Source organism: Streptomyces sp. NBC_01520 (genome assembly GCF_045040375.1).
Classification (GTDB): Bacteria; Actinomycetota; Actinomycetes; order Streptomycetales; family Streptomycetaceae; genus Streptomyces.
Genome location: NZ_CP109404.1, coordinates 3,842,670 through 3,864,512, shown reverse-complemented (window position 1 = coordinate 3,864,512; position 21,843 = coordinate 3,842,670). Strand labels below are relative to the sequence as shown.

The 21,843-nt window shown below is 66.1% G+C and carries 20 protein-coding genes and 1 tRNA gene; 5 read left to right on the top strand and 16 right to left on the bottom strand.

Annotation, left to right across the window (positions count from 1 at the left end):
• Positions 1-9: 9 nt before the first annotated feature.
• From OG524_RS17335 to OG524_RS17315, 5 genes are all read right to left on the bottom strand, one after another.
• Positions 10-357 (bottom strand): hypothetical protein, encoded by a 348-nt coding sequence (locus OG524_RS17335; RefSeq protein ID WP_405810952.1) that lies wholly within the window; start codon positions 355-357, stop codon positions 10-12.
• Between the two features lie 624 nt (positions 358-981).
• On the bottom strand, positions 982-1,272 hold the full coding sequence (locus OG524_RS17330; RefSeq protein WP_307514377.1) for a hypothetical protein: 291 nt from the start codon (positions 1,270-1,272) through the stop codon (positions 982-984).
• 29 nt (positions 1,273-1,301) lie between these two features.
• Positions 1,302-1,667: a hypothetical protein gene (locus OG524_RS17325; RefSeq protein WP_405810950.1), complete on the bottom strand. Its 366-nt coding sequence runs from the start codon at positions 1,665-1,667 to the stop codon at positions 1,302-1,304.
• A gap of 29 nt (positions 1,668-1,696) precedes the next feature.
• Positions 1,697-1,891: a type II toxin-antitoxin system Phd/YefM family antitoxin gene (locus OG524_RS17320; protein WP_103492353.1), complete on the bottom strand. Its 195-nt coding sequence runs from the start codon at positions 1,889-1,891 to the stop codon at positions 1,697-1,699.
• A gap of 620 nt (positions 1,892-2,511) precedes the next feature.
• A complete protein-coding gene (locus tag OG524_RS17315; RefSeq protein ID WP_405810948.1) occupies positions 2,512-5,769 on the bottom strand; it encodes an AfsR/SARP family transcriptional regulator in 3,258 nt (1,085 codons plus the stop codon).
• A 272-nt stretch (positions 5,770-6,041) separates the two neighbouring features.
• On the opposite strand from OG524_RS17315, the gene OG524_RS17310 reads away from it, so the two are divergent.
• Positions 6,042-8,066, top strand: a complete 2,025-nt coding sequence (locus tag OG524_RS17310; RefSeq protein ID WP_405810946.1) for a tetratricopeptide repeat protein — start codon at positions 6,042-6,044, stop codon at positions 8,064-8,066.
• Positions 8,067-8,132: 66 nt separating this feature from the next.
• Here the strand turns inward: OG524_RS17310 and OG524_RS17305 are convergent, their stop codons facing one another.
• The 3 genes from OG524_RS17305 to OG524_RS17295 form a co-directional block, all read right to left on the bottom strand.
• Complete coding sequence (locus OG524_RS17305) at positions 8,133-8,618, bottom strand: hypothetical protein (protein ID WP_405810944.1); 486 nt, start codon at positions 8,616-8,618, stop codon at positions 8,133-8,135.
• On the bottom strand, positions 8,615-9,883 hold the full coding sequence (locus OG524_RS17300) for a hypothetical protein (RefSeq protein ID WP_405810942.1): 1,269 nt from the start codon (positions 9,881-9,883) through the stop codon (positions 8,615-8,617). The genes OG524_RS17305 and OG524_RS17300 overlap by 4 nt, the downstream gene beginning before the upstream one ends.
• 578 nt (positions 9,884-10,461) lie before the next feature.
• Entirely contained in the window at positions 10,462-10,602 is a 141-nt protein-coding gene (locus OG524_RS17295; RefSeq protein ID WP_405810940.1) for a hypothetical protein, read from the bottom strand.
• Between the two features lie 385 nt (positions 10,603-10,987).
• On the opposite strand from OG524_RS17295, the gene OG524_RS17290 reads away from it, so the two are divergent.
• The gene (locus OG524_RS17290) at positions 10,988-12,247 is read left to right on the top strand and encodes a hypothetical protein (RefSeq protein WP_405810938.1); all 1,260 of its coding nucleotides are present in this window, start codon (positions 10,988-10,990) and stop codon (positions 12,245-12,247) included.
• Positions 12,248-12,812: 565 nt separating this feature from the next.
• Here the strand turns inward: OG524_RS17290 and OG524_RS17285 are convergent.
• From OG524_RS17285 to OG524_RS17255, 7 genes are all read right to left on the bottom strand, one after another.
• Positions 12,813-13,484, bottom strand: a complete 672-nt coding sequence (locus OG524_RS17285) for a nucleotidyl transferase AbiEii/AbiGii toxin family protein (RefSeq protein ID WP_405810936.1) — start codon at positions 13,482-13,484, stop codon at positions 12,813-12,815.
• Positions 13,481-13,828: a transcriptional regulator gene (locus OG524_RS17280; protein WP_405810934.1), complete on the bottom strand. Its 348-nt coding sequence runs from the start codon at positions 13,826-13,828 to the stop codon at positions 13,481-13,483. Before OG524_RS17280 ends, OG524_RS17285 begins: the two co-directional genes overlap by 4 nt.
• A gap of 304 nt (positions 13,829-14,132) precedes the next feature.
• Positions 14,133-15,554 carry an ATP-binding protein gene (locus tag OG524_RS17275; RefSeq protein WP_405810932.1) on the bottom strand — a complete coding sequence of 474 codons (1,422 nt, stop codon included), beginning with the start codon at positions 15,552-15,554 and terminating at the stop codon, positions 14,133-14,135.
• A 463-nt stretch (positions 15,555-16,017) separates the two neighbouring features.
• Positions 16,018-17,247 carry a DUF4365 domain-containing protein gene (locus tag OG524_RS17270; RefSeq protein WP_405810930.1) on the bottom strand — a complete coding sequence of 410 codons (1,230 nt, stop codon included), beginning with the start codon at positions 17,245-17,247 and terminating at the stop codon, positions 16,018-16,020.
• Between the two features lie 486 nt (positions 17,248-17,733).
• Positions 17,734-18,135: a PIN domain-containing protein gene (locus OG524_RS17265; RefSeq protein ID WP_405810928.1), complete on the bottom strand. Its 402-nt coding sequence runs from the start codon at positions 18,133-18,135 to the stop codon at positions 17,734-17,736.
• A complete protein-coding gene (locus OG524_RS17260) occupies positions 18,132-18,380 on the bottom strand; it encodes a hypothetical protein (protein WP_405389931.1) in 249 nt (82 codons plus the stop codon). The genes OG524_RS17265 and OG524_RS17260 overlap by 4 nt, the downstream gene beginning before the upstream one ends.
• Positions 18,381-18,832: 452 nt before the next feature.
• Positions 18,833-19,228, bottom strand: coding sequence for a winged helix-turn-helix transcriptional regulator (locus OG524_RS17255; protein ID WP_389984757.1), 396 nt, complete (start codon positions 19,226-19,228; stop codon positions 18,833-18,835).
• Between the two features lie 158 nt (positions 19,229-19,386).
• Here OG524_RS17255 and OG524_RS17250 point away from each other — a divergent pair, with 158 nt between their 5' ends.
• Complete coding sequence (locus tag OG524_RS17250; RefSeq protein WP_405389932.1) at positions 19,387-20,154, top strand: alpha/beta fold hydrolase; 768 nt, start codon at positions 19,387-19,389, stop codon at positions 20,152-20,154.
• A 50-nt stretch (positions 20,155-20,204) separates the two neighbouring features.
• Here OG524_RS17250 and OG524_RS17245 read toward each other — a convergent pair.
• Positions 20,205-20,278: transfer RNA gene (locus OG524_RS17245), tRNA-Gly, on the bottom strand.
• Between the two features lie 468 nt (positions 20,279-20,746).
• Between OG524_RS17245 and dcd the strand changes: the two genes are divergently transcribed.
• The gene (gene dcd / locus OG524_RS17240) at positions 20,747-21,322 is read left to right on the top strand and encodes a dCTP deaminase (protein ID WP_329209486.1); all 576 of its coding nucleotides are present in this window, start codon (positions 20,747-20,749) and stop codon (positions 21,320-21,322) included.
• Between the two features lie 6 nt (positions 21,323-21,328).
• A complete protein-coding gene (locus tag OG524_RS17235; RefSeq protein WP_405389933.1) occupies positions 21,329-21,829 on the top strand; it encodes a phosphoribosyltransferase in 501 nt (166 codons plus the stop codon).
• The last annotated feature ends 14 nt before the right edge of the window (positions 21,830-21,843 follow it).

Below are 21,843 nucleotides of genomic sequence, written 5' to 3'. Positions count from 1 at the left end.
ACGCACAACTCACTGCTCAGACTCACCCAGCCAGCCCTTGGGAAAGAGCGGCGCGGGGATCAGCGCGGCGAAAGCGACCTGCGCCATGAACTGGAACACCAGCGGTTCGGCTGCGCTGCTTGCCAGGAGGGGCCATGCGCAGAGGAGCAGTGGGATCGCGAGCAGTACGCGGAACCGGACCACGTCCATACGTTTGTGTACCGAGGCAGCGATAACGGCGATGAGCAGGGTGGGTATGCCGGTGATCAGCAGCAGGAGCATCCCCAGCGTCATGATTTCCAGAAAGGTCTCCTCCCACCAGACCGTCTGCGCGGTGGCTACCCATGCTGCGGTGTGAAGGACCAGGTACGTCAGCACGCATCGCCCGATCCGTCCCAGCACTCGCCCAACTCTGTGAGCTGCTACCTGCTCCGTCGACATCTCAGCCCCGCGACTCTCGTTTCGGAATTTGAACGCGTTCAACATAGCCCACAGGTGTTCACGCGGCGAGAGGGCTGTCATGAGGCGAGCGATCGCGGCCACTCAGTACGCCACTCACCCCAGCTCCCATCCCGTCCGCCTTCGACCCACACGCAGCGTGAGGTGGCGGCCGGCCTCGACCAGCTCGTACAGGCTCGGCGCGAGGCCGCTGATGACCAGGCATCTGGCATGGGACTCTTGAACCGGTCCAGGCAACGAAGAAGCCCCGGGCCAATGGCCTGGGGCTTCTTCGTGGAGCGGGTGACGAGAATCGAACTCGCGCTCTGAGCTTGGGAATCAACGGTTCTTGGGCCACCTAAGAGGTGCTGAGCTGAGCTTTTGCGTAGGCCGGTGTGGATGGTCACGGTCTATGGAAGCCGTACCTGACCGTTGCTGTCCGCTCCGAAGGGCACAGATGGGGCACGTCGACGGCAGTCCATCAGTCTGAGGTTCTGTGCTGGAGCGGGTGACGGGAAACGGAACGGAAGCCGCCCGTGGTACGACGCTGCGGTGGCGCAGACGTCAGGCCCAGAAGGCTTCGGTGACGACGATCTGCGGGTCGGCGTGGCGGCGCATGAAGGTGTAGATGAGCCAGCCGCGTCCGCCGGCCAGGTCCACGATGTGGGGGCCGCCGGGGCTCGTGGAAGCCAGCGGTCGGACGGTCATCCAGTGCGGGAGCGAGGCATCGGCATCGATTCCCCGGAGGTACGGGTCTTCGGCAGTGATCAGTTCCGCACGGGCACTCATGACCAGGTCACTGCCTTCGGCGGGCATGTTCTGGAAGTCGTGCTGCGCCTGCTTCGTCCAGTCCATTTGCCAAGGCGGCCCGAGTGGTTCGTCGATCACTCTCCGGGCTTCCTCTCAGCGGCTTCGTGCCGGAGGCGGCTGTACTCCTCCAGAAGCCGGATGGACTCCTCGGGGTCCTCTGACTTGGCGGCTCTGGCTTCGAGGTCGCGAAGGTGCGAGTCGAGGACGGGATTCCGAGCGATGGCGTACTGCGTCCACCACAGGCGCATGAAGGCCGGCATGGGGGTGATGTTGAAGGCGTCGCCGATGACGCGCTTCCAGTGCGCCTCAAAGTCCGGGAGAAGGTGCGGAGTGTGTTCCTGAATCGCCAACCGAAGTGCCTGAGGCGTGTGTTCGGGCATGGGCGGCAACCGGAGGGGTTTCCCCTCGTACCCATCGAAGTGGAGTGCGTGGGCGGGCATGGTTCGGGCTCCTTGGTGTGGAGGGTGGGTCAGGCTGCCTCGTGTCGGTCCTCGTGCGACTGGTGCCGACGGGCCATCTGCTCGAACCACTCGGCCGGTACCAGGTAGGCGACCGTCTTCCCCTTGCGGGTGATGGCGGCGGCCTCACCGGCGATCCGGGTCCGGTCCAGGATCTCGCCCATCCCCTTGCGCAGGTCGATGGTTGTGTACGTCTTCGTCTCCATGCGCTCAAGCGTATAACAACTATCATAATTGGCATACGTGCTCGTGGGGTGCGAGCGACCGGAGAAGCCGACGGGCACGTTGGGTGCAGAGCGGGCGCGGGGCACTTGATCGGGCTTGTAGCAACAAAGAAGCCCCCGGCCGGCCTGGGGCTTCTTGAAAGAGCGGGTGACGAGAATCGAACTCGCGCTCTGAGCTTGGGAATCACGCGGCACTTGAGAGGTCAACATGCCTCTGAACTGCGGTGACGCCCTCGATGGCAACGGAGTGGTCGCTACCGTCGAGGGCTTGTGTTGGCCGCTGTTTACCATCCTGAATGGCACACAGTGGCACGGAGCCGCCGGATGTCGCGGGGGCGGGTCTGCCGCTGATCTGTTCGTACGCTCCGGTGACGCCCGACCGCTACGTGACGCCCGGAGTGGATGGGCTGCCTCATATCATGATGCAGCCGTTCTGCAGGACGATCATCGTCCCTATTACTACGGCGGTCAAGCTAACGAGGGTGATGGCCGCCAGGATATTGCGCACGTGCGAGGTTCCTTCCGCGTTGATCAACGAGCCGGAAGGGTATCAAAGTATCGAACAAACGACACATTGGCATATGCGAATTCGAAATGCCGCACTATTCGTCGCGTGCCACGGAACGGGCATCCGATCTGCTATCATATATGTGTTCGATTTCGGCCAGGCGGTGGCTGATTCTACGCGCATCAACATTGTCTCGATGTCGGACTAATTCGAATGCCTGGCGCAATGTCATGCGCGCTTCATCGACATCTCCCGCCGCGAGTCGCACCTCCGCCAGCAGTGTCCGCGCGGCGGTCTCCTCATCGACGTCATGCGTGCGGGTGGCGACGGCCGCCGCTGCTCGCAGCCGGTCCGTCGCGACGGCCAGGCGGCCGTCGGCCAAGTCCGCGCGCCCGAGGCGGCGCAGGGCCTGGACCTCCTGGTGGGCCGTTCCTATGTCCTGTGCGATCTCCAGTGCTTCGAGGAGATGCCGGCTGGATTCCTCGGCATTCCCCAGCCGCCAGTATGCCTCGCCGATCCCGACCAGGGCCTCGGCCTGGCTCTTCCGGTCGCCGAGCGACCGGAATTCCGAAAGTACTTCGTCGAACAAGACAAGAGCCGCTGCGGACTCATTCGACTCCGTGAGGGCTTCGGCTAGATTTCTGCTTACGGTTGCACGGTCGTATCGACTTCCGCCGACTTTCAGGAGAGATAGAGATTTCTCGAACGAGCGACGGGCCGACATCAATTCGCCCGCCTGCATTTGCAATTCTCCCATATTGTTGAGGGTCTGGGCGGATGCGATTTTATCACCCGCTTCTCGGAAACCTGCGAGAGCATCGCGAAAATGTGCGAGCGCCCGACCGTGTTCCCCGAGGAATAGCATGGTCACCGCTATATTGTTTCGGCTGCGCGCTTTGTCCCAGATGTCACCCGATAGCGACTTGATGGCGAAAGATTTCTGGAGCAGGACGAGAGCCTTGCGGTTCTCGCCGAGATGCCAGTTCAGCGTGCCAAGGACTCGCAGCGCCTCGGCCTCGACAGGCCCGTCGCCCAGTACACGCGCGAGCTCCAGCGCTCGTTCCCCCGCCGCCGCGGCCTCCGAGTAGTCCCCGATGCTAGCGTCCGCCGCGCAAAGGTCGATCAGGGCTCGGCAGAGCGCCGACTGGTTGTCGTTCGTCAGGTCCCAGTGGACGACGGCATGCCGCAGGAGCTTCTTGGCGTCCTGCCAGTAGCACTCCGACTGCAGAAACCCCGCCAGGGTGCAGGCGAGTCGGGCAGCCGGTTCGGGGGCACCATTGCGCCGGGCGTGGTCTTCGACAGCGAGAAGGTTGCCGCGTTCCGAGGCCAGCCAGGACCGCGCGGCGGCGGAATCCGGCAAAGGCGGCGGAGGCGTCGGGAGGAGCGGCGTCGGTGAGTCCAGCCGTACGCGCCGGGAATATGCCATTCGATCCGCGAGGTCGGCTGTCGTGACGTAGAAGTTCGTCAGGCGGGCGACGGCCTGACGACGTTCCTGCTCACTGTTCTCCGAACTGGCTAGACCGAAGGCATATTCGCGAAGCAGATCGTGGTAGCGATAGCGGTCCGGTGCGGGCTCCCTGAGCAGGTGACACGCCAGCAGACCTTCGAGTAATCGTTCCGTCGTATCCTGCGGCAGGCCCAGCAGGGCGGCTGCCGCGTCAGCGGTGAAATCGGGTCCGGGATGCAGCCCAAGACAGCGAAACGCAGTCCGTTGCTGCGCGGTGAGAGTCCGATAGGAGAGAGCGAACGCCCGCGTCATCTCCTGTTCCTGATCCGCGCTGCGAATCTCCGCCAGCCGCCCGGGGCTTCGGTTGAGACGCTCGGCGAGGACGCCCAGCGTCCAGGACGTACGGGCCCGGAACCTATGTGCCACCAATTCGATCGCCAGGGGGAGATACCCGCACATACTCACGATCCGCGCGGTCTCCGCGATGTCGAGGGTGCGTTCCTCTCCCGCGAAGCTCCGAAAGAGCGTGATGGCGTCCTCCTCCGACAGGACGTCGAGCGGGACTGACAGCGCCTGAGGGATACCCGTCAGATGTCGACGACTGGCGATGATCGTCAGGGACGGTGACCCACTTGACAGCAGAGGGGCGACTTGTTCGGGTCCGGTCGCATCGTCCAGGATGATGACCAATCGGCGCTCGGCCAGCATGGTCCGCCACAGGGCCGTCCGCCCTTCCAGTTCCTCCGGAATGGAGAAGGCCGGCGCACCGAGCAGCCTCAGCAGAGTCGCCAGCGCCGCCCTCGCGGAAAGCGGTTCCTGGGCGGGTGAATGCCCGCGTAAATCAATATACAGCTGACCATCTGGGTACCTCTCGGTGAGCAGGTGGGCGGTGGCGATAGCCAAGGCCGTCTTGCCGACCCCAGCCATGCCGCTCACCGCTTCCACGGTGACGACCGATCCGCCGTGCGCGCCCTTGTCAGCGATCATCGAGGTCAGAGCCTTCAATTCCGACCGGCGCCCCACGAGCGACGGTTGATGGGGCAGATTTCGGTGTGGCGGCACATCGGGCGGGAGGCCGGCAGGCACGGGCGTTGGTGGAGCACCGGCAACAGTCGTGAGTGAACCGGCCGTCTGCCCCGAACCACCCCCGTGCGCTAGTTCACGTGCCGGTACGCGGGCCAGCACACCCTGGTGGATCATGTTCAACTCGACGCCGGGGAGAGCTGCGTACTCCGCCATCAGCGACTGCCGGGCCCGTTGGTAGACCCGGAGCGCGTCTGCGTACCGTCCGCTGCCGTAGTACGCAAGCATCAACTGCCCGAGCAGAGTCTCGTCCCCGGTGTGTTGCTCGACCAAGGCGAAGATTTCGCCGACCTGTTCGGCGAAGCGCCCCAGCCTCAGCCCCGCTGCGATGCGTGATGTGCTGGCGCTCAGTCGCGTCTCCGCGAGCGTCTGCCGTACGGTCGCCGCCCAGAACCCGGGCAGACCCGCCAGTGCCTCGCCTTCCCACAACTCCTCTGCGAAAGAAAGTAGTTCCACCACCCGCGCGTCACTGTCACTGGTGAACGCCGCATCGACGAAGTGCTGGAAGCGCTGCCGGTCCACGGAGTCACGCACGGTCCGCAGGGTGTAGGTGTGCGCGCTCCTGACGATGGTGGGTGCGCCCGACCCCGTACCGGCCGCCCGCAGCCTTCGGCGGATACGCGAGACATAGGTGTGCGCGTTTTCGCGAGCGCGTGCGGGAGGGTCGCCGTCCCAGAGACGTTCCATCAACTCGCTGATCGCGACAGGACGGCCCACATCAAGAGCGAGCGCGGCCAGTAACAGCCGTTCTTTGTCCGATCCGAGCGTCAGCCAGTGCCCGTTCAGCCTCAGCCCCACTGGTCCGAGAATCTGGAATTCCACCAGCGCCCCCGCTGGTCCGTTGGATGGCTCACGAGCATGTCATCACGCGGCGAATACCGCCATACACGGTTGCCATACGTGGCGCGATCCGTCTTATTCCTGACGGTCATCCCACGTCGCGCCAGGGTAGAACGCGAATGGGTTCGTGCGTGTGGCAATCGATCTCCTGGGGTGGATGGATGAGTGATTCGAGTACGGCCTCGCAAGGGCCTCATGGGAATGAGATCAGTGGCGAGGCGAGACTCTACGGTCCCACCGTCCAGGCCCGTGAGGTGCACGGAGGCATTCATCTCCACCCCGCGCCGGCGGCGCCCGCGCGGCCCGCGCCTCCGCGTCAACTGCTGCCCATACCAGCCAACTTCACGGACCGGGAGAGCGATCTCAAGTCGCTGAACGATCTCCGCGGCACGGGATTGCCGCTGATCGTCGTCAGTGGTCCGGCCGGAATCGGCAAGACAACCTTGGTATCCAAATGGCTGCGTTCGCTGAGCACTGAGTTCCCCGACGGGCAGCTGTACGCGGACCTGCGCGGGCACTCGGCGGGTGAGCCGGTGGGGCCTGCGGAGATCCTTGGCCAGTTCCTCCGGGCACTGGGCGCCGGGCCGCCGTCCACGGACGCGGTCGAACTGGCCTCCTTGTGGCGGTCTCTCACCGCCGACCGACGGATCGCGATCATGCTGGACAACTCGTTCACGGCCGCCCAGATCAGGCCGTTGCTGCTCGGTGGGCCGGGCGGCCTCGTGGTCGTCACCAGCCGCCGCAGACTGACCGGCCTGCGCATGCAGGGAGCGGGATTTCATCAGCTCGATGCGCTCGGTCCGGCCGCCGGTGTCGAACTGCTCACCCGCGGGATCGGCGCGGACCGCGTCGCGGGGGAACTCTCGTCGGTCCAACGCCTGGTGGCCCTCTGCGCGGGCCTTCCGCTCGCGGTCTGCCTGGCATCTGCTCGGCTCGCTACACGGCCGAGACAGTCGGTCGGGGCGCTTGCGGACGCCCTCGCACGGAATGCGGGCGGTGGCCGGCTGGCCGCGCTCGAAGTGGAAGGGGAGACTTCGGTGCGCAAGGCCCTGGACGCGTCGTACGCGGTGCTGAGCAGCGGGACCGCGCGTCTGTACAGGACGCTTGGTCTGCTCCCTGTGCGTACCTTCGACGCGATGATCGCCGCGGCCTCCTGCGGTGAGTCGCAGGATTGGGCGGAGCGCCGACTGGACGAGCTGGTCGAGGCGAATCTCGTAGAGGATGTCGGCCCGGAGAGCTGCCGCTTCCATGACCTCTTACGGATCCACGCGCACGACCGTGCCATGGAGGACGACACGAGCGCCGCCCGTGAGGAGGCGCTGCGCCGATTCTGCGACTGGTGCCTGTACACCGCGACGGCAGCTCAGGAGCAGCTGACACCGGTGCAGTTCACGCTCCCCAGGATCTACGTTCACCGGCCAGATCTTCCGCTGCCGTTCGCCGACGACATCGCGGCGCTCGGCTGGCTCGACTCCCATCGGACGCAACTGCTGGGTGCCGTGCGGCTCGCGGCGAGCAGCGGCTGGTATGACACGAGTTGGATGCTCGTGGACGCCCTGTGGCCCCTTTTCTTACGATTGCGCCACTACGCGGAGTGGATCGAGGCCCACGAGATCGGCCTGGAGGCTGCTCGACAGGCCGGGAACAGGGAGGCCGAGCGTCAGATGCTCAACTCCGGGGCCATCGGCCTCGGTGCCGCAGGCCGCACCGACGAGGCCGCCGCCTGGTATCGGGACTCCCTCCAGGCCGCGCACGAAGCCGGTGACCTACGGGACGAGGGCCAGGCGCTGCTTGGCCTCGGCGCGTGCCATCGCGAGGCCGGGCGGCTTGCCGATGCCGTGACATACCTGAACCGGGCGATCTCCGTATGGGAGGGCTGCGGTTACCCGCGAGGCGCGGCTCTCGCCCGTACCACTCTCGGTGAGATCGCACTCGCGACGGGCGCCCCGGAAGAGGCGGTCGACTGCTTCGCCCGGGCCCATGCCGCGATGGTGGCGGTGAACGACCCGCACGACGCCGCCCGGGCCCTCGTCTTCCTGGGGCGTGCCGGTGTCCGTGCCGGGGCGTATGCGGAGGGTATGGCGAGGATGAACGAGGCTCTGGTGGTCTTCACCGGGTCCGGCGCGGCCTTCTGGCAGGCGCGCACCCTGGAGATGCTGGGTGAGAGCGCCGCGGAGCATGGCGACCAGTCGGCCGCGAAGGATTTCCTCGTGCGGGCCCTCGCTCTGTTCGAGACCACGAGCCCCGCCGACGCGCGTCGGCTCGGCGGGGGCGGGTGATTCGGCAAGGGGGACCGGGCCGTGGCCGATGGCTCGGTCCCGGTGTGTGATCGGGACTTGTGCGGCTCAGCCGGACGGTGCGTCGTGGGCGCACGGCCATTCCCGCAGCGAGCGCCCCGCCACCAGCCAGGCGTGCAGGCACGACGGCAGCAACGACTGATCTGCGGAGGCCGTATACGGCCGGTAGGGGCCGTACGGTACGAGGACCACAGACCGGTCGGAGCCGCCGGCCAGGGCCCAGCCGCTCGCGCCTCCGGCACCGGCTAGCGGCACCGCGGCGATGCCGCAAGCCGGGTGGGCCGAAGTGAGCTCCGCCAGCCAGTGCAGTGCGCTGGTGACCGAGTGCGCCCGGCTTCCCTGGAGTACATCCGCGCAGTCCAGCAGGGAGCCGTCCCGGCAGGTATCGACATCTACGACGAGGTGCTCATCGATGACCGATGTGCTGTGGGGGCGGTCCGCAGGGCTCAGCCGCACGCGGAACGACGCGTCGGCGCAACGGGCGTGCAGCACATCCGGAAAGGGGCTCGCCTCGACCACGACGAAGCGTTTCACGCCGACGCCTCCCCGCGCCCCGGCGTCCACGCGTCCAGCGGCAGCGGCTCCGGCAGCGGGATGGTCACCGGCTCGTGCGCGGGCTGGCCCATCCCCAGGAGCTCGTACATCAGACTGCGCATGTTCCGGTTGAACCGGCCGGGCTCCGACGTGATGCGCGACCTGATCGCGGCATACTCCTCGTGCCTGTACTCCCTTGCCACATAGTTGAGTTGCTCCAGCAGCGGGTGGGTGGGAGACAGCGTTGGTGCGTGGGCGGCGAGAGTCGCGGCCGGCGACGAGGGATTGATCTCCCGTTCCGGCGAGGTGGCCAGCAGCATCGGGGCCCCGGTGAGCGTCCCGTAGAGAGTGACCGAGCCGTGATCACCGATGATCCAGTCCGCCGCGATCAGGATGCTGCGCCAGTCCGCTTCAGGCGGCACGATCCCGATTCCCAGTTGACCGCACCGTGCCAGCCACGACCTGACTTGATAGGCGCCGTGTCCGGCCCACACATTGGGGTGGACGAGCAGTGCCGTGCGGTAGCGTGCCGTCGGCAGCTCGCCGATCAGTCGCGGCAGCAGCGCGTCGAACCGGCCGAAGGACGAGTGGGCTCCCCAAGTCGAGACCGCGGCAACGAGTTTCTGTCCTTCGGCGAGCCCGAGCGCGCGGCGGTACGCGGCGCGCAGCGGCAGGCTGGCGGTGATCCGGTCGTGCACGGGATCGCCGATTACGTGGGCCAGCGAGAGCACCTCCGGGCAGTCGCGCGCCAGCTCGCGCAGCTCGGCGTAGTGCGGCACGCCCACGGCGGCCGGCAGCCGCCCACCAGGCAGGAGATCCTGTCTGCGCAGCCCTGCCACGCCCGCGTTCGCACCACCGATCACCCTCTTCAGGTAGTTGGCCCCGTGCGGCAACGTGATCAGCGGCGCGTCTATGTACTGCACGCCGCGCGGCCCGGCGGCGAGGGCGAGATCGAAGGTCATGCGGGTCGCCTGGTCCCACGGCAGCACCGCGCTTCCCAGCCTCGCGAGGAAGGCGGGCACATCGTCGCCGAAGGCGTGCGGCGGTGCCGTGAAGACGACCTGGAGCCGGAAGTCGGCTTCCAGTAGGGAAAGGACGTCGAGCAGTCGTTTCCCGAACGTCACTGTGTGGATCACCGCGAGTACCGTCTTGCGCCCTACCAGGGTCAGCCACTGCCGTGAGTCGGCAACGTTTGCGTCGACGGTGCCCGCTTCGAACCTGCTCGCCTCGGTCGTACTCGATCCGGTCATACTCAACGCCGGCATGGCGTCCCCCTGTTGACTTCTCTCCGAGTGCCACGGACTGCTTCTGTTGACGGGATGCCCGGCAGGGGGAACGGAAGGCTCGACGGACCCTTGCGAGAACCTTGCAGCCTTCTGCTGGGCAGCCGACAGCGCTGTGGTCGCTAGTTGATGAAGCCGGTCCAGTGCGGCTCCTCGGCGAGGATGTCCGTATTCTTGGCCATGCGAGGCACGGTGAATACGATGCCGAGACCGTCGCTCTTGGCCGGCGCGTAGTCGACGGCGAAGTGAGGCGGAACGCTGACTTGGGGCTTTCTGGCGGAACGTCACTCACCTGCGAGAACACTCCACCCCAGAGCCTCCTGGGCGAGCCCGACCCGTAACCCGTTGTGCCGCCACCTCATGCGACACCCTCGGGATGACTTCGCACGGGACGCCGCCTGGATTGCTGACCGGTCCGACCTTGTGGGAGGTGTAGCCACGCTGCTCGTCCTGGTCGGCTTCCTGACCAGGTGGCGCCCTCCTTGCCCAGGTGTTCGCGCTCCTCTACGTGTTCCCTCTGGCTCCTCGCCCGCGAAGCCCCTAGCTAGTGCGCTTGCGCGCTATACGGGCTGCTCCAGTCCGGCGCGTACTGCAGCAGCGATGTCATGGGTACGTTCGAGGTTCTCGGTTGCGGCATTGAGGTCCTGGCTGAGCCGGTCGGCCAGTCCGTGCGCCCCCAACAGTCCTCCCATCGAAGGCATCCGCAACCTCCCAGGGAGCGACTGCCGACAGGCCACTACTTCCACGGGACCTCCGGCCCTACGATCGACCAGCGGAAACACAGGCCTCAAGTCCGGAAGGGCAAGAGCTTCACACGCCTGTCCAGCAGCGGGCACCACACGGCCTTTCTTCCCCTTACGGAAGCCAGCTTCCCTGCGAGACGGATTGAGTCGCTGTTCCGAGCGGCAACTCGGACGTCCCCTTCGGCGCGGAAAAGGAAGGTGCTGAGCCCAAGTAGAGATGTATCTTCTCCAGGTCTCGTGCCCCATCGCGTGCGCCGCATTCACCCAATTCGATTTCAAGGTGGACTAATTGGCAACATTCCGTACGGCTCTGACCGTGGCCGCGGCGGCTGCCCTGTGCTTCGTGGGCATACCATCCGCCCATGCATCGGACCAGCTGACCGTTTCCTACGCGGGCAGTGTCAATGACGACCTCGGCACCCTGCAGGTCAGTGCACGCTCCGGCAGCGACATAACCGAACTCACCGCACACGTCTTTTCTCCAGTCACCCAGCAAGAGGTCGCTGTTCTCGAACCCGACGACTTCGCTCTGGACTCCGGTACTGCACAGGACGGCATCTGGCGAAGCAAGGCGCCCCTACAGCTGGCGGAGCTTGGCAGCTACCGGGTGGACATCGAGGCGACGGACGCAGACGGTGACCACATCTCAGTAACCGACGCCGGCACCCTGGCCTACTACGCGGTGACTCAGTTTCCGGAGTTCACCGCCGACCGCACCGCCATCGGTGTCGGCGAACGGGACGTGGCCGTTGAGGGAGTTCTCAAGGGGAAGCTCCCTGGCGGCAGCGAGCCGGTCGTGCTGCCGGGCCGCAAGGTAGACATCGACGTCGACTACTGGACCGTCACGACCGTCATTACTGATGACGACGGCCACTTCACGGCGACGGTCCACCTGGACAACGCCGCGCCCATCCAAGCGGTCTACCGCCATGATGGCGACCACCCGGGGTACCTCTACGGTGAGTCGACGATGCTCCAGATCGGCATCGACAGGGCACCCACCCGCTACGCCCTCCAAACCAGCACGCAGCGCATCGATAAGGGGCAGTCGGTCACGCTCACGGGGCGGCTGGAGAAGGAGACGGAGAACGGCTGGGAGCCGCTGAGCGGGGTCTCAGGCGGAATCCTGTTCGGGCCGACGACCGACTACAACGACGTGGTCGGAGGGTTCACCACGAACGCCGACGGCACCTTCAGTGCCCAGTACACGCCGTGGGAGACGGGATTCTTCCAGGTCGCCCATCAGTCCGACGACCCATTCGTCTCCGACGGTAACGCGCACAGTTCGAATGTGGTGGTGCTGCAGCCGGCGCAATTCCTCGACTTCGCTGCCCTCCGGACTGACTTCCGTACGGTTCATGCCGAAGGCCACATCCAATTCGAAAACATCTCACCGGCCACCATCAAAGTCGCCGTCCAGTACTCGCCGGACGGCACGTCCTGGACCACGCTAAGGACGGTAGAGGCGACGTGGGACGGCACAGGGGGCTACGGATTTGCCGCCGACCTCGCTACGAAACGCCCGGGCCACTTCCGGGCCTACTTCGACGGTGGTGACGCCTTCCGGACAGTCACATCAGCCAGCGTGAATGTGGGACGCTGAGCGCCGCCGCCCCGTGCCTGAGGACACCACCCTTGCGCTCCACTTCTGCGTGGCGTTCGCCAAGCACTCGAGGCCGAGGCAACGCTGAAAGACACGATGGCTCGAACAGGACGGTCGTCCGAGAAAGCCGCGCTGATCAATCAGCACTCGGATCGCGAGCAGCAGAAAGAGGTGGCGAGTGGGCTGGACAAGATGTCCGGGCCGCTCGGGGGCAGGGCGCTCAACAGCGGAAAGACGGTCAAGGTGGTGCGGAGGTGGTGCGCGACGCTTAGACCGGTCTAGACAACAAGAAAGCCCCCGGCCGTTGGCCTGGGGCTTTTTCATGGAGCGGGTGACGCGAATCGAACTCGCGCTCTGAGCTTGGGAATCAACGGTTCTTGCGCGGCCGAAATGCCTCTGGCCTGCATGTTTTGCCCGGAGCTACGAGGCCGACGTGGCCTCTGGGGGCTGTGCTTGACCGCTATTGTCCGCTCCTAAGGGCACGGATGGGGCACGGTCGCTGAGGGCTGAGGGCTGAGCAGCCTGAGGTGCATCCTGCCGAGCTCGTCCGGTCTGTGTGCGGCGTTCAGTCTTCGTCCGGAACCTCCAGCTCCTGGAGTCGTTCGCCGATGTCGCCGGCCCATGTCTGTGCCCATTGCCGCAGCCTGGTGATTGCTTGCTCGTCGAGTCCGTAGGCGGCGAATTCCGTGTCGTCGATCCAGTCGGCTCCGCCCAGTCGAGCTTGCAGCTCGCTCAGGTCGAAGGAGTCGCGGGCATGGCGTCGTCCGAGCTCTTCGAGTTCGACGTGACTCCAGTGGTTCGCTGCGGCCTGAACGTCGATCAGGTCTCTGGCGAGCCCGCGGTCGGACAGCGCGCGGACCTTGGTTCCGACGACATCTTCGAGTGACAGCACCAAGCCGTGCTCGGTGTGCACAGGCGGTCGCCAGAGGGCTTCCTTGAGGATGTCGACTTCGCACTCTTCACGGCTGGTGGGATCGGTGACGATCAGGCGCGCGGACAGCGGGTCTGTTTCCAGAGCGCTGACCTGCCACCCGCGCTGCTCCAAGCCGATGCGCACGGCAGTCGCAATGTCCTCCATGCGCTCGGGGTTCTCGGTCGCGACGTCGAGGTCCTGGCTGATCCGGTCGACCAGGCCGTGCGCCTGGACCGCGTAGCCACCGGTAAGCGCCAGAGGGTATGCACCGCCTACGGCAAGCACGTCTGCAAGCAAGCGACGGTGCAGGTCGGTGAGGTTCACGCCGCGGCCTGGGCGCTGTGAGCCAACTCGTCGAAGGAGCGTTCCCAGACATCACGGACATCACGGCTGATCAGCGTGCGCAGTGTGGGCCACAGGCTGATGAGAAGGCCGCGATTGAGGTACCGGATCAGATCGTCATGCTGGCCCTCGGCCAGGACGATGCGGTAGTAGCTCATCCGCAACCGGGGCTGATCGAGGTTGAAAGTGGTCAGTCCCGACCACGCCAGGTGGAGTGGCAGGCTCACTGTGCCGTGCTCGGGGCCGGCGAGCTCGGAGAGCGCTGCGGGCGCGCGCCGGGCGAACTTGGCACGGCGGAGATCGGAAAGACTGGGCTGTGATGCCATACCCCGATTATCCAGGGAGAGGCCGCTGGGGGCCGACCGGAAGGTGACAAGGTGCTGCATACAAAGAAGCCCCCGGCCGCTGGTCCGGGCTTTTTCATGGAGCGGGTGACGAGAATCGAACTCGCGCTCTGAGCTTGGGAATCAACGGTTCTTGAGAAGGCGAAGCCGCTCTGGCCTGCATGTTTGGCGGGTGCGGGCAAGGGCGGTGCGGCCTCTGGGAGCCGTACTTGTCCGCTGCTGTCCGCTCCGAAGGGCACGGATGGGGCACGAACGCGGTTACTGCCGGGGAGCGGCCCTTGGTGTGTCACGCCCAAGCGGTGATGAGGTCGTCGGGGGTGAGGTTGAGGATGCCGTTGGCGCTGCTTCCGCTGCGGGCGACGGCGAGCAAGGGGGTGGAGTCCTCGGTGCCGGGCAGTTGTGAGCGGTGGGTGACGAGACGGGCGAGGTCGCGGTTGTCGAAGGGCTTGTTCTCCAGCCACTTGATGGATCCGACGAGGGTGATCTTCTTGGCGATGGGGGAGCGGTCGGCGCCGACGAGGTCGATTTCGGGGTCGTTGGTGCGGGTCCAGTAGCCGCCGATCACGTTTGTGGCCTCAGGCAGCCGGTCGTCGGTCAGACGCCACAGGGCCTCGCGGATCACAGGTTCGACGGCTCGGCCCCGCCAGGACGTCCAACTGGTGCGGATCGACTCGAGTACACGGTCTCCACGCCCGCGCTCGATCATGGGGATGCCGGGCCCGATGAAGGAGAGCCAGAAGCGCAGGTACGGATCGGCGACGCGGTAGCGGCTCTCACGGCTCGGCCTGGTGGACAGGGGAAGGTCGGCCGCCACCATGCGTCGGCTGGTGAGGAGTTCCAGGGATCGTTTCACGGAGCCTGGATTGAGGTCGCCGGCTGCCCGGCCGATGAGGGTGAAGGTGCGTTCCCCGTGTCCGATGGCGCTCAGTACGGTGCGGGCCTGTGCCTCGGTGGGGAATTCGGCGGCCAGAGTGCGTTCGCCACTGACGAGGAGGGCGGATGTCGGACGGACCAGTGCCTGTTCCAAGTAGTCCCAGAGGGTGGCACCTGGAGGCCATTCTTCAAGGATGAGCGGGAGGCCGCCGGAGACGAGAAAGGCGTCGAACGCCTCAGCCGGTGGGAGGTCGAGCATGGCGGCGACCTCGGCCGGATTGAGCGGAGGTACGACCATCTCGGTGCCGCGCTGGTAGAAGGGACGACCGTAGGTGTTCAGCTGCTCCATCATTGCGATGTCCGAGCCGATGAGGACGAGTAGCACGGGGAGCTTGGACAACGTCCGGTCGAATGCCTTCTGTAGCGCGCCCTCGAAAGTGGGGTCCTCGCGTACGAGGTAGGGCATCTCGTCGAGCACGACCACGCTGGGTGTGTCTTGAGGCAGGACGCTGGCGAGCAGGCTCAAAGCCGCGTCCCAGGTCTGCGCGGTGGCGAAGTCCGCGACCCGGCCGGCGTCGGGGAGCGGAGAGGCGGCGAGCTCGGCGGCGAAGCCTGCCAGATCCTCGGCCTTCGAGCCGCCCACTGCGGTGAAGAAGACATGAGGAAGCCCGGAGCGTTCCAGGAACTCCTCCACGAGCCGGGACTTGCCGACGCGCCGCCGCCCTCGGATCAGTACGGCGCGCCCGGGCCGCCCGCTGCGTCCGCCGGTCCGTACAGGGGCCAGGAGGTCATCCAGAAGGCCGAGCTCTGTACGACGCCCAACGAATCCGTTCACAGGTTCCACCTCGCCGATCGTTCATTCCCTGCCGACAGATTACTTACTTGAATGAAAGTTGCGCGAATGCAATGCTTCCTCCGTGGCTGGTGCCGATGTCCGGTGAGACTAGGAGAAGAGGAAGGCTGGCTAGGCGTACCTCCCGGCGCGGGGCCCACCCCGAAAGGCCCGGCTCGGCGGGCAGGCGGATGCCGTCCTGGGCCGGGAGCGGACCCGGCGGGCAGTTAGAGCCCTACGTCGACAGCTCGCGACTGCTGTTGTCGATCAGGAGATGGTCGTTCTCCGTCCCCAGCCACTCCTGGCCTCCGAAGATGCCGGGGAGCAACTGCTCGAACCCCGCCCGGTCGGTGAACTCATCTACGACCCCACCTATGGGATGTCGTGGCGAGGCGGGGCATGGAGGCGAGTGGGGTGTCCGTCACCGCGGCGCGAAGGCAGTTCATCGCTTAGGCCCTCTTCATGCTCATGGAGCCTGTGGCGGGGATGTCGTGGGCTCTGGGACACGCCAGACGATTCGTACCTGTTCGTCGAGGGGGAGCGAGGGGCCACCCACGTAGATGCATTGGATGAGATAGAGGATGGCCAGCCGGTAGGCGTCCGGTTCGATGTCATCCACCGTCTCCACTGTTGCCCGGCTGAGTTTGTGCACCTGTCGGGCGGCGCGTGGCTCGGTTTCGAGGGAGCCGAGTTCGGCCACGATGTTCGGTTCCAGATCGATTTCCTCTCGCATCGCTCGGATCGAGCGCTGCACGAGGTCGGGCTCGGCATCGATGCGGTCGAGTATGCGGTCGAACACGTAGGCATGGATGACGTCCGCCTCGATACTGCCGTGTTCCTCGGGCTCCTCCCCGGTGCAACTTGGGTATCCCTCGCACTCGACGAGTTCGTCCTCCGGACCTTCGTCGGCCTGCCGGGTGGAGGCGAAGCACGCAGCCACCCACATGAGCTCGGTTCGGTTCAGCCCCAGGTCCTCGGCGGTCCACAGATCGACGTTCGGGACCCCGAGGCCGTCCGAGGGTTCCGGCAGCGGAAGCTCGGATCGCATCAGCGACTCCAGAGTGACCCAAGCCGGTTCCCATTCCTGGGTGCTGAGCAACAGCGTCGCCACTGCGTCGCCCGGGCGCTTCCAGAAGATGAGGTCATCGTCGTCACCGTTGACGAAGTGCAGAACGTGATCTGCAGGGTCGAATTCCGCTCCGGACATCTCCTCGAGATGAGTGAGGACGGCCTGCCGGCCCCGATAGCGGCCGACATAGCGGCGTGCCTGGGCGACGAAGGAACCCATGGTGGTGTCGTCCAGCACCGCATTGGGGCTGATCCCGATGAAGTGTGGTGCATGGGAGGAACCGAAGCGGCGCAGTTGTTGGGTGGCGTTGGCCCAGTACAGCTTCTTGCTATCCGGGTCGTACACCACGCAGTAGACCGGGATGTTGCCCTCTGACCAGGTATCACGATGCCGGTCGACGGGCACGACGTAGCCGTTGCCCCGACGCCAGCTGCCCCCTCCCTTGACCTGGACCTTGATCGTGTCGCTGGTGACATCACCTTCGTCGGTGAAGGTGACGTAGAAATCCTCACCGAAGTCGTTCTGCCCGGATATCTCCTGCGCGATGTGGTCGTGCTCTTCAAGCAGCGTGCGCAGCGCGTTCACCGCGGCCTGGCCCACCCGCCGCCCTTTGGGGATCTTCGGCATGTCACTTTCTCCACAGGTTCCTCGTCTACTCAGGCGAACCGTGACAGCCCCGCCCCCGGCCACTTTGCACCAGGCGTCTGACATCGCCTCTGTGGAGTGACCGGATGACCAGGCGCAGACCAGGAGCGCACCGAGCCGCCGGTGCATCTAGGAGCGGCGTCCGCGAGATGGGCGCAGCAGGCGTAAAGGCGGTGCGGGACGTTTCGATCGGTCCGGACAACAAACAAGGCCCGGGTCGCTGACCTGGGCCTTCGTCAAAGAGCGGGTGACGAGAATCGAACTCGCGCTCTGAGCTTGGGAATCAACGGTTCTTGAACGGCTGCGTCGGCTCTGACCTGCATATTTGGTCGAGACGTGCGCGGCCGGAGCGGTCCCCGGGCACCGTACATGACCGCTGCTGTCCGCTCCGCTGGGCATGGATGGGGCACGAGTGGCGGCAGCCGCAACAGAATCTGCCGAGGCCAATGCTCCGGGCGGGCCGGCGGGTCAGAGGGGGATGACGCGGACCTGGTTGCCGCAGAGCTTGGCCATGTCGTCGCTGTCGGACGTCAGCAGGGCGACGGGTTCCGGTTGGCGGAGCGCGACCTCGGCGATCGTGGCGTCGATGGCGTACTTGTGTCCGTGCAGTCCAGCGCCTTTGAGGAGCGCCGCCGCAGCCTTGGCCGCCTGTTCGGTGACCGGTTCCACCTTGACCCGGGACAGGGCCCAGTTCAAGCGAGGGATGTTGATACGGGAGTGGCTGACTTCCACGATGGTGTTCGCCCCGATCACGAGGTCGGCTCCCATGTCGTGGAAGACCTGCAACATCGCGAGGAACTTGCGGTCCTGCGCGACCCAGGCGGACAGTCCTTCCGAGTCCAGGACGACGGTCTCGATGCGCTCGCTCACGCGGCGTCCGCGTCCTTGGAAGAGCCGGCGGAGCCGAAGATCCTCGCGCGGGCCTCGGCGAGCTCCTCGTCACTGAAGCCTCCATGCTCGTCCTCGTGGCGGCGAAGGTCGTCGCCCAGGAGCTGGTGCCGGATCTGGCGGGCCACGGCTTCCGCCACATAGCCGGAGACGTTGTCCGTGAGCTTGCGGAGCTCCGCCACCTGATCGCTGGGGAGCGTGACGGTGATGCGAGTCGTGGAGGACATAAGTCAAAGCATACTGGAGTATGCACATGCTGGCTCGGGTCTCAGGACCCCAGCCTTGACGCCCGCGTCGCATGCTCCGGATGGAGACATGGGGGCGGTCGCTCCGTAGCGAGTGAGGCTCCGGGCCGGTGCCGTTGGACGGCAAGCAAAAGGCCCCAGTCATTGACCAGGGCCTTAATCAAAGAGCGGGTGACGAGAATCGAACTCGCGCTCTGAGCTTGGGAAGCAGGCGGCACCCATCCCCGTGTATCGCACCTGACCTGCGGGAACGTGCACCGGTGGCATCGTCCCGGCTGCTCCGTCAGCCCCCTTGGTGACCGCTGCTTACCGCCCCTTCTGGCACGTGTGGCAGAGGCTCCCGTACGGGCAACTGCTCGGACGGGGCTGCCCGGTCCGGGCAGCGTGGCCGATGGTGATCGCCGGGTGGTGTGCAGCCGGGGCCGGGGCCGGGGTCAGGCGGGTGGGGTGTCGGGGCGGGCGTCGTACGCGGCGCGGGCGGCGTCGATGTGCGTCAGGTGGGTGATGCTCCACTCCAACAGGGGCGCGGTGGCTTCGCGGAGGGTCCTGCCCATCGGAGTGAGTTCGTAACTGACGTGCGGTGGCATGACATTGCGGACGGTCCGTGTGAGGATCCCATCGCGTTCCAGGCCGCGAAGGGTGACGGTGAGCATGCGCTGGCTGATCCCGTCGACGGCCCGCTTGAGTTCGGTGAAGCGGCGTGGCCCCTGGCTGAGGTTGCGCACGATCAGCAGCGACCACTTGTCGCCGACGATGCCGAGCACTTCACGGGCCTGGCACGGGTCCTCCGTCCGTGCCGCCCATGACTCGCCGCCCGCTGTGCCGTTCATGGTTACCTCCAGAGAACCAGGGCACGTAAATGTGCCTTATTGATCGGGGTGTGGCAGGTGCAGCACGATGATTACGGTTCCCGAAGAGTACCGAGGCACAAACAGGAACCATGATGTCCCCGTGCCGTCACGCCCCGAAGAGGAAGAGAAATCCCCTCATGGCAACTTTTCTGCTGGTACACGGCGCCTGGCACAGCGGCCGGTGCTGGGTGCGGGTGGTCCCACTGCTGGAGTCGGCCGGACACCGCGTGTTCGCGCCCTCGCTGACCGGCTACGGCGACAAGGCACACCTGCTCGGCCCCGAGGTGGGGCTCGACACGCACGTCCAGGACGTCGTGGAGCTGATCCACGAGGAGGACCTGAGGGAGGTGGTGCTCGTGGGGCACAGCTACGCGGGGCTGGTCGTCTCGTCCGTGGCCAACGAGGTGCCGGAACGGATCGCGCATCTGGTGTACCTGGACGCGATGGTCCCGGAGCACGGCGAGACCGCCGTCGACGTGCAGCCCATCACCCAGAACCTGATCGACCTGGCCGCCAAGTCCGACAACGACTGGCGCATCCCGCCGCTGCCCGAGATGCCTCCGCCCCTCGGGCTGTTCGGGGTCACCGACCCGGCGGACATCGCATGGCTGCGTGCGACGCTCTCCGACCAGCCAGTGCGGTGCCTGCGGCAACCGGTCCGGCTGGACAACCCCGCCTTGGACTCGGTTCCGCGTACGCACATCCACTGTGTCGGCGCCGAGCCGGAAGGCATCGTGCGGCGGCCTGTCCCCGCGACACAGCCCAACGGCTCCCCGGCACGGATACGGGAACTGCCGACCGGACACGACTGCATGATCACCATGCCGTCGGACCTGAGCGAACTGTTGCTTGAATCCACTCTTCGTCAGCAGCCTTCTGGTGCGGATCTGGTGCGGGCCCCCTGAACGATCCAGACAACAAAGAAGCCCCCGGCCGTTGGCCTGGGGCTCTTTCATGGAGCGGGTGACGAGAATCGAACTCGCGCTCTGAGCTTGGGAAGCTCATGTTCTACCATTAAACTACACCCGCGAGGCACGCCGATGATCGGCTGTGCATCGTCGCACACTCTACCCCATGGCAGGCCCCCGGCGCGTTCGCCGCAGGGTCTGTGCGGCGTTTCGGAGAGTGGACGTGGGTGCGGTGGCGGGGAGTTGGGGGCGTAGCGTGGGTGGGCGGAGTGCCGCGTGGAGTGGCGTCCTCTTCATCCCCTAATGTGGCGGTCTCGTCCAAGGCTTGGTTGGGGAAGGGACTTGATGGAGTCGATGGAGCGCACCGTCGTCCGCTGTGCCGAAGGGCACGTTTTTGCTACCTCGTCGTTCCCGATGCAGCAGCTCGGGTCCGACCGGATCGGTCCCGGGCGGCTTCTTCGCTGTCCGCGCTGTGCCCGGTTGCGGCAGGCCGTTCCGGTAGGGGGCGAGCGGCGGTAGCAGGTGGCAGGGCAGGCGCGCGGGGCGGTCCGGTTGGGGCGGGCTCGCGCGTTCTGCGTATCCTCGGTGCGTGCTTCTCTCAGATAAGGACCTCCGGGCCGAGATCGACGCCGGGCGGGTTCGCATTGACCCCTTCGACGCTTCGATGGTGCAGCCCTCGAGCATCGATGTGCGGCTCGACCGCTACTTCCGGGTGTTCGAGAACCACCGCTATCCGCATATCGATCCCGCGGTCGAGCAGGTGGACCTGACCCGCACGGTCGAACCGGAGGGCGACGAGGCGTTCATCCTCCACCCCGGCGAGTTCGTGCTGGCGTCGACGTACGAGGTCATCTCGCTCCCCGACGACCTCGCCTCGCGGCTGGAGGGGAAGAGCTCGCTGGGCCGGCTCGGGCTGGTGACGCACTCGACGGCCGGGTTCATCGACCCCGGGTTCTCGGGCCACGTGACGCTGGAACTGTCGAATCTTGCGACGCTGCCGATAAAGCTCTGGCCGGGTATGAAGATCGGCCAGCTGTGCATGTTCCGGCTGACCTCGCCGTCGGAGTTCCCGTACGGCTCCGAGCGCTACGGGTCCCGCTACCAGGGGCAGCGGGGCCCGACCGCCTCGCGTTCGTACATGAACTTCCACCGGACCCAGGTGTGATGCGGCATGACCGGTGAGGCGCGGGAGAATCTGACGTACGAGGCCTTCGGGCTCGCCGTGCGGGAGCTTGCCCAGGCGGTCGCCGACGACGGGTACGAGCCCGATGTCGTGCTGAGCATCGCGCGGGGCGGGGTCTTCGTCGCGGGCGGTCTGGCGTACGCGCTCGACTGCAAGAACATCCACCTCGTGAACGTCGAGTTCTACACCGGGGTCGGGACCACGCTGGACATGCCCGTCATGCTGGCGCCGGTGCCGAAGGCGATCGACTTCACGCGGAAGAAGGTCCTCATCGCCGACGACGTGGCGGACACCGGCAAGACGCTGAAGCTGGTGCGGGACTTCTGCGTCGACCACGTCGCCGAGGTGCGCAGCGCGGTCATCTACGAGAAGCCGCAGTCGCTCGTGAAATGCGAGTACGTGTGGAAGAAGACCGATCAGTGGATCAACTTCCCCTGGAGCGTCGAGAAGCCCGTCGTGCGGCGTACGGGGCAGGTCCTCGACTCGTAGGAGGCCCCGGATCG

Excerpts from the sequence above, each read along its gene's own strand:
- OG524_RS17330 (WP_307514377.1), bottom strand. The coding sequence starts at position 1,272 with ATGGACTGGACGAAGCAGGCGCAGCACGACTTCCAGAACATGCCCGCC.
- OG524_RS17325 (WP_405810950.1), bottom strand. The coding sequence starts at position 1,667 with ATGCCCGCCCACGCACTCCACTTCGATGGGTACGAGGGGAAACCCCTC.
- OG524_RS17320 (WP_103492353.1), bottom strand. The coding sequence starts at position 1,891 with ATGGAGACGAAGACGTACACAACCATCGACCTGCGCAAGGGGATGGGC.
- OG524_RS17300 (WP_405810942.1), bottom strand. The coding sequence starts at position 9,883 with ATGCCGGCGTTGAGTATGACCGGATCGAGTACGACCGAGGCGAGCAGG.
- OG524_RS17295 (WP_405810940.1), bottom strand. The coding sequence starts at position 10,602 with ATGCCTTCGATGGGAGGACTGTTGGGGGCGCACGGACTGGCCGACCGG.
- OG524_RS17280 (WP_405810934.1), bottom strand. The coding sequence starts at position 13,828 with ATGGCATCACAGCCCAGTCTTTCCGATCTCCGCCGTGCCAAGTTCGCC.
- OG524_RS17270 (WP_405810930.1), bottom strand. The coding sequence starts at position 17,247 with ATGCCGAAGATCCCCAAAGGGCGGCGGGTGGGCCAGGCCGCGGTGAAC.
- OG524_RS17260 (WP_405389931.1), bottom strand. The coding sequence starts at position 18,380 with ATGTCCTCCACGACTCGCATCACCGTCACGCTCCCCAGCGATCAGGTG.
- OG524_RS17255 (WP_389984757.1), bottom strand. The coding sequence starts at position 19,228 with ATGAACGGCACAGCGGGCGGCGAGTCATGGGCGGCACGGACGGAGGAC.
- OG524_RS17250 (WP_405389932.1), top strand. The coding sequence starts at position 19,387 with ATGGCAACTTTTCTGCTGGTACACGGCGCCTGGCACAGCGGCCGGTGC.
- OG524_RS17235 (WP_405389933.1), top strand. The coding sequence starts at position 21,329 with ATGACCGGTGAGGCGCGGGAGAATCTGACGTACGAGGCCTTCGGGCTC.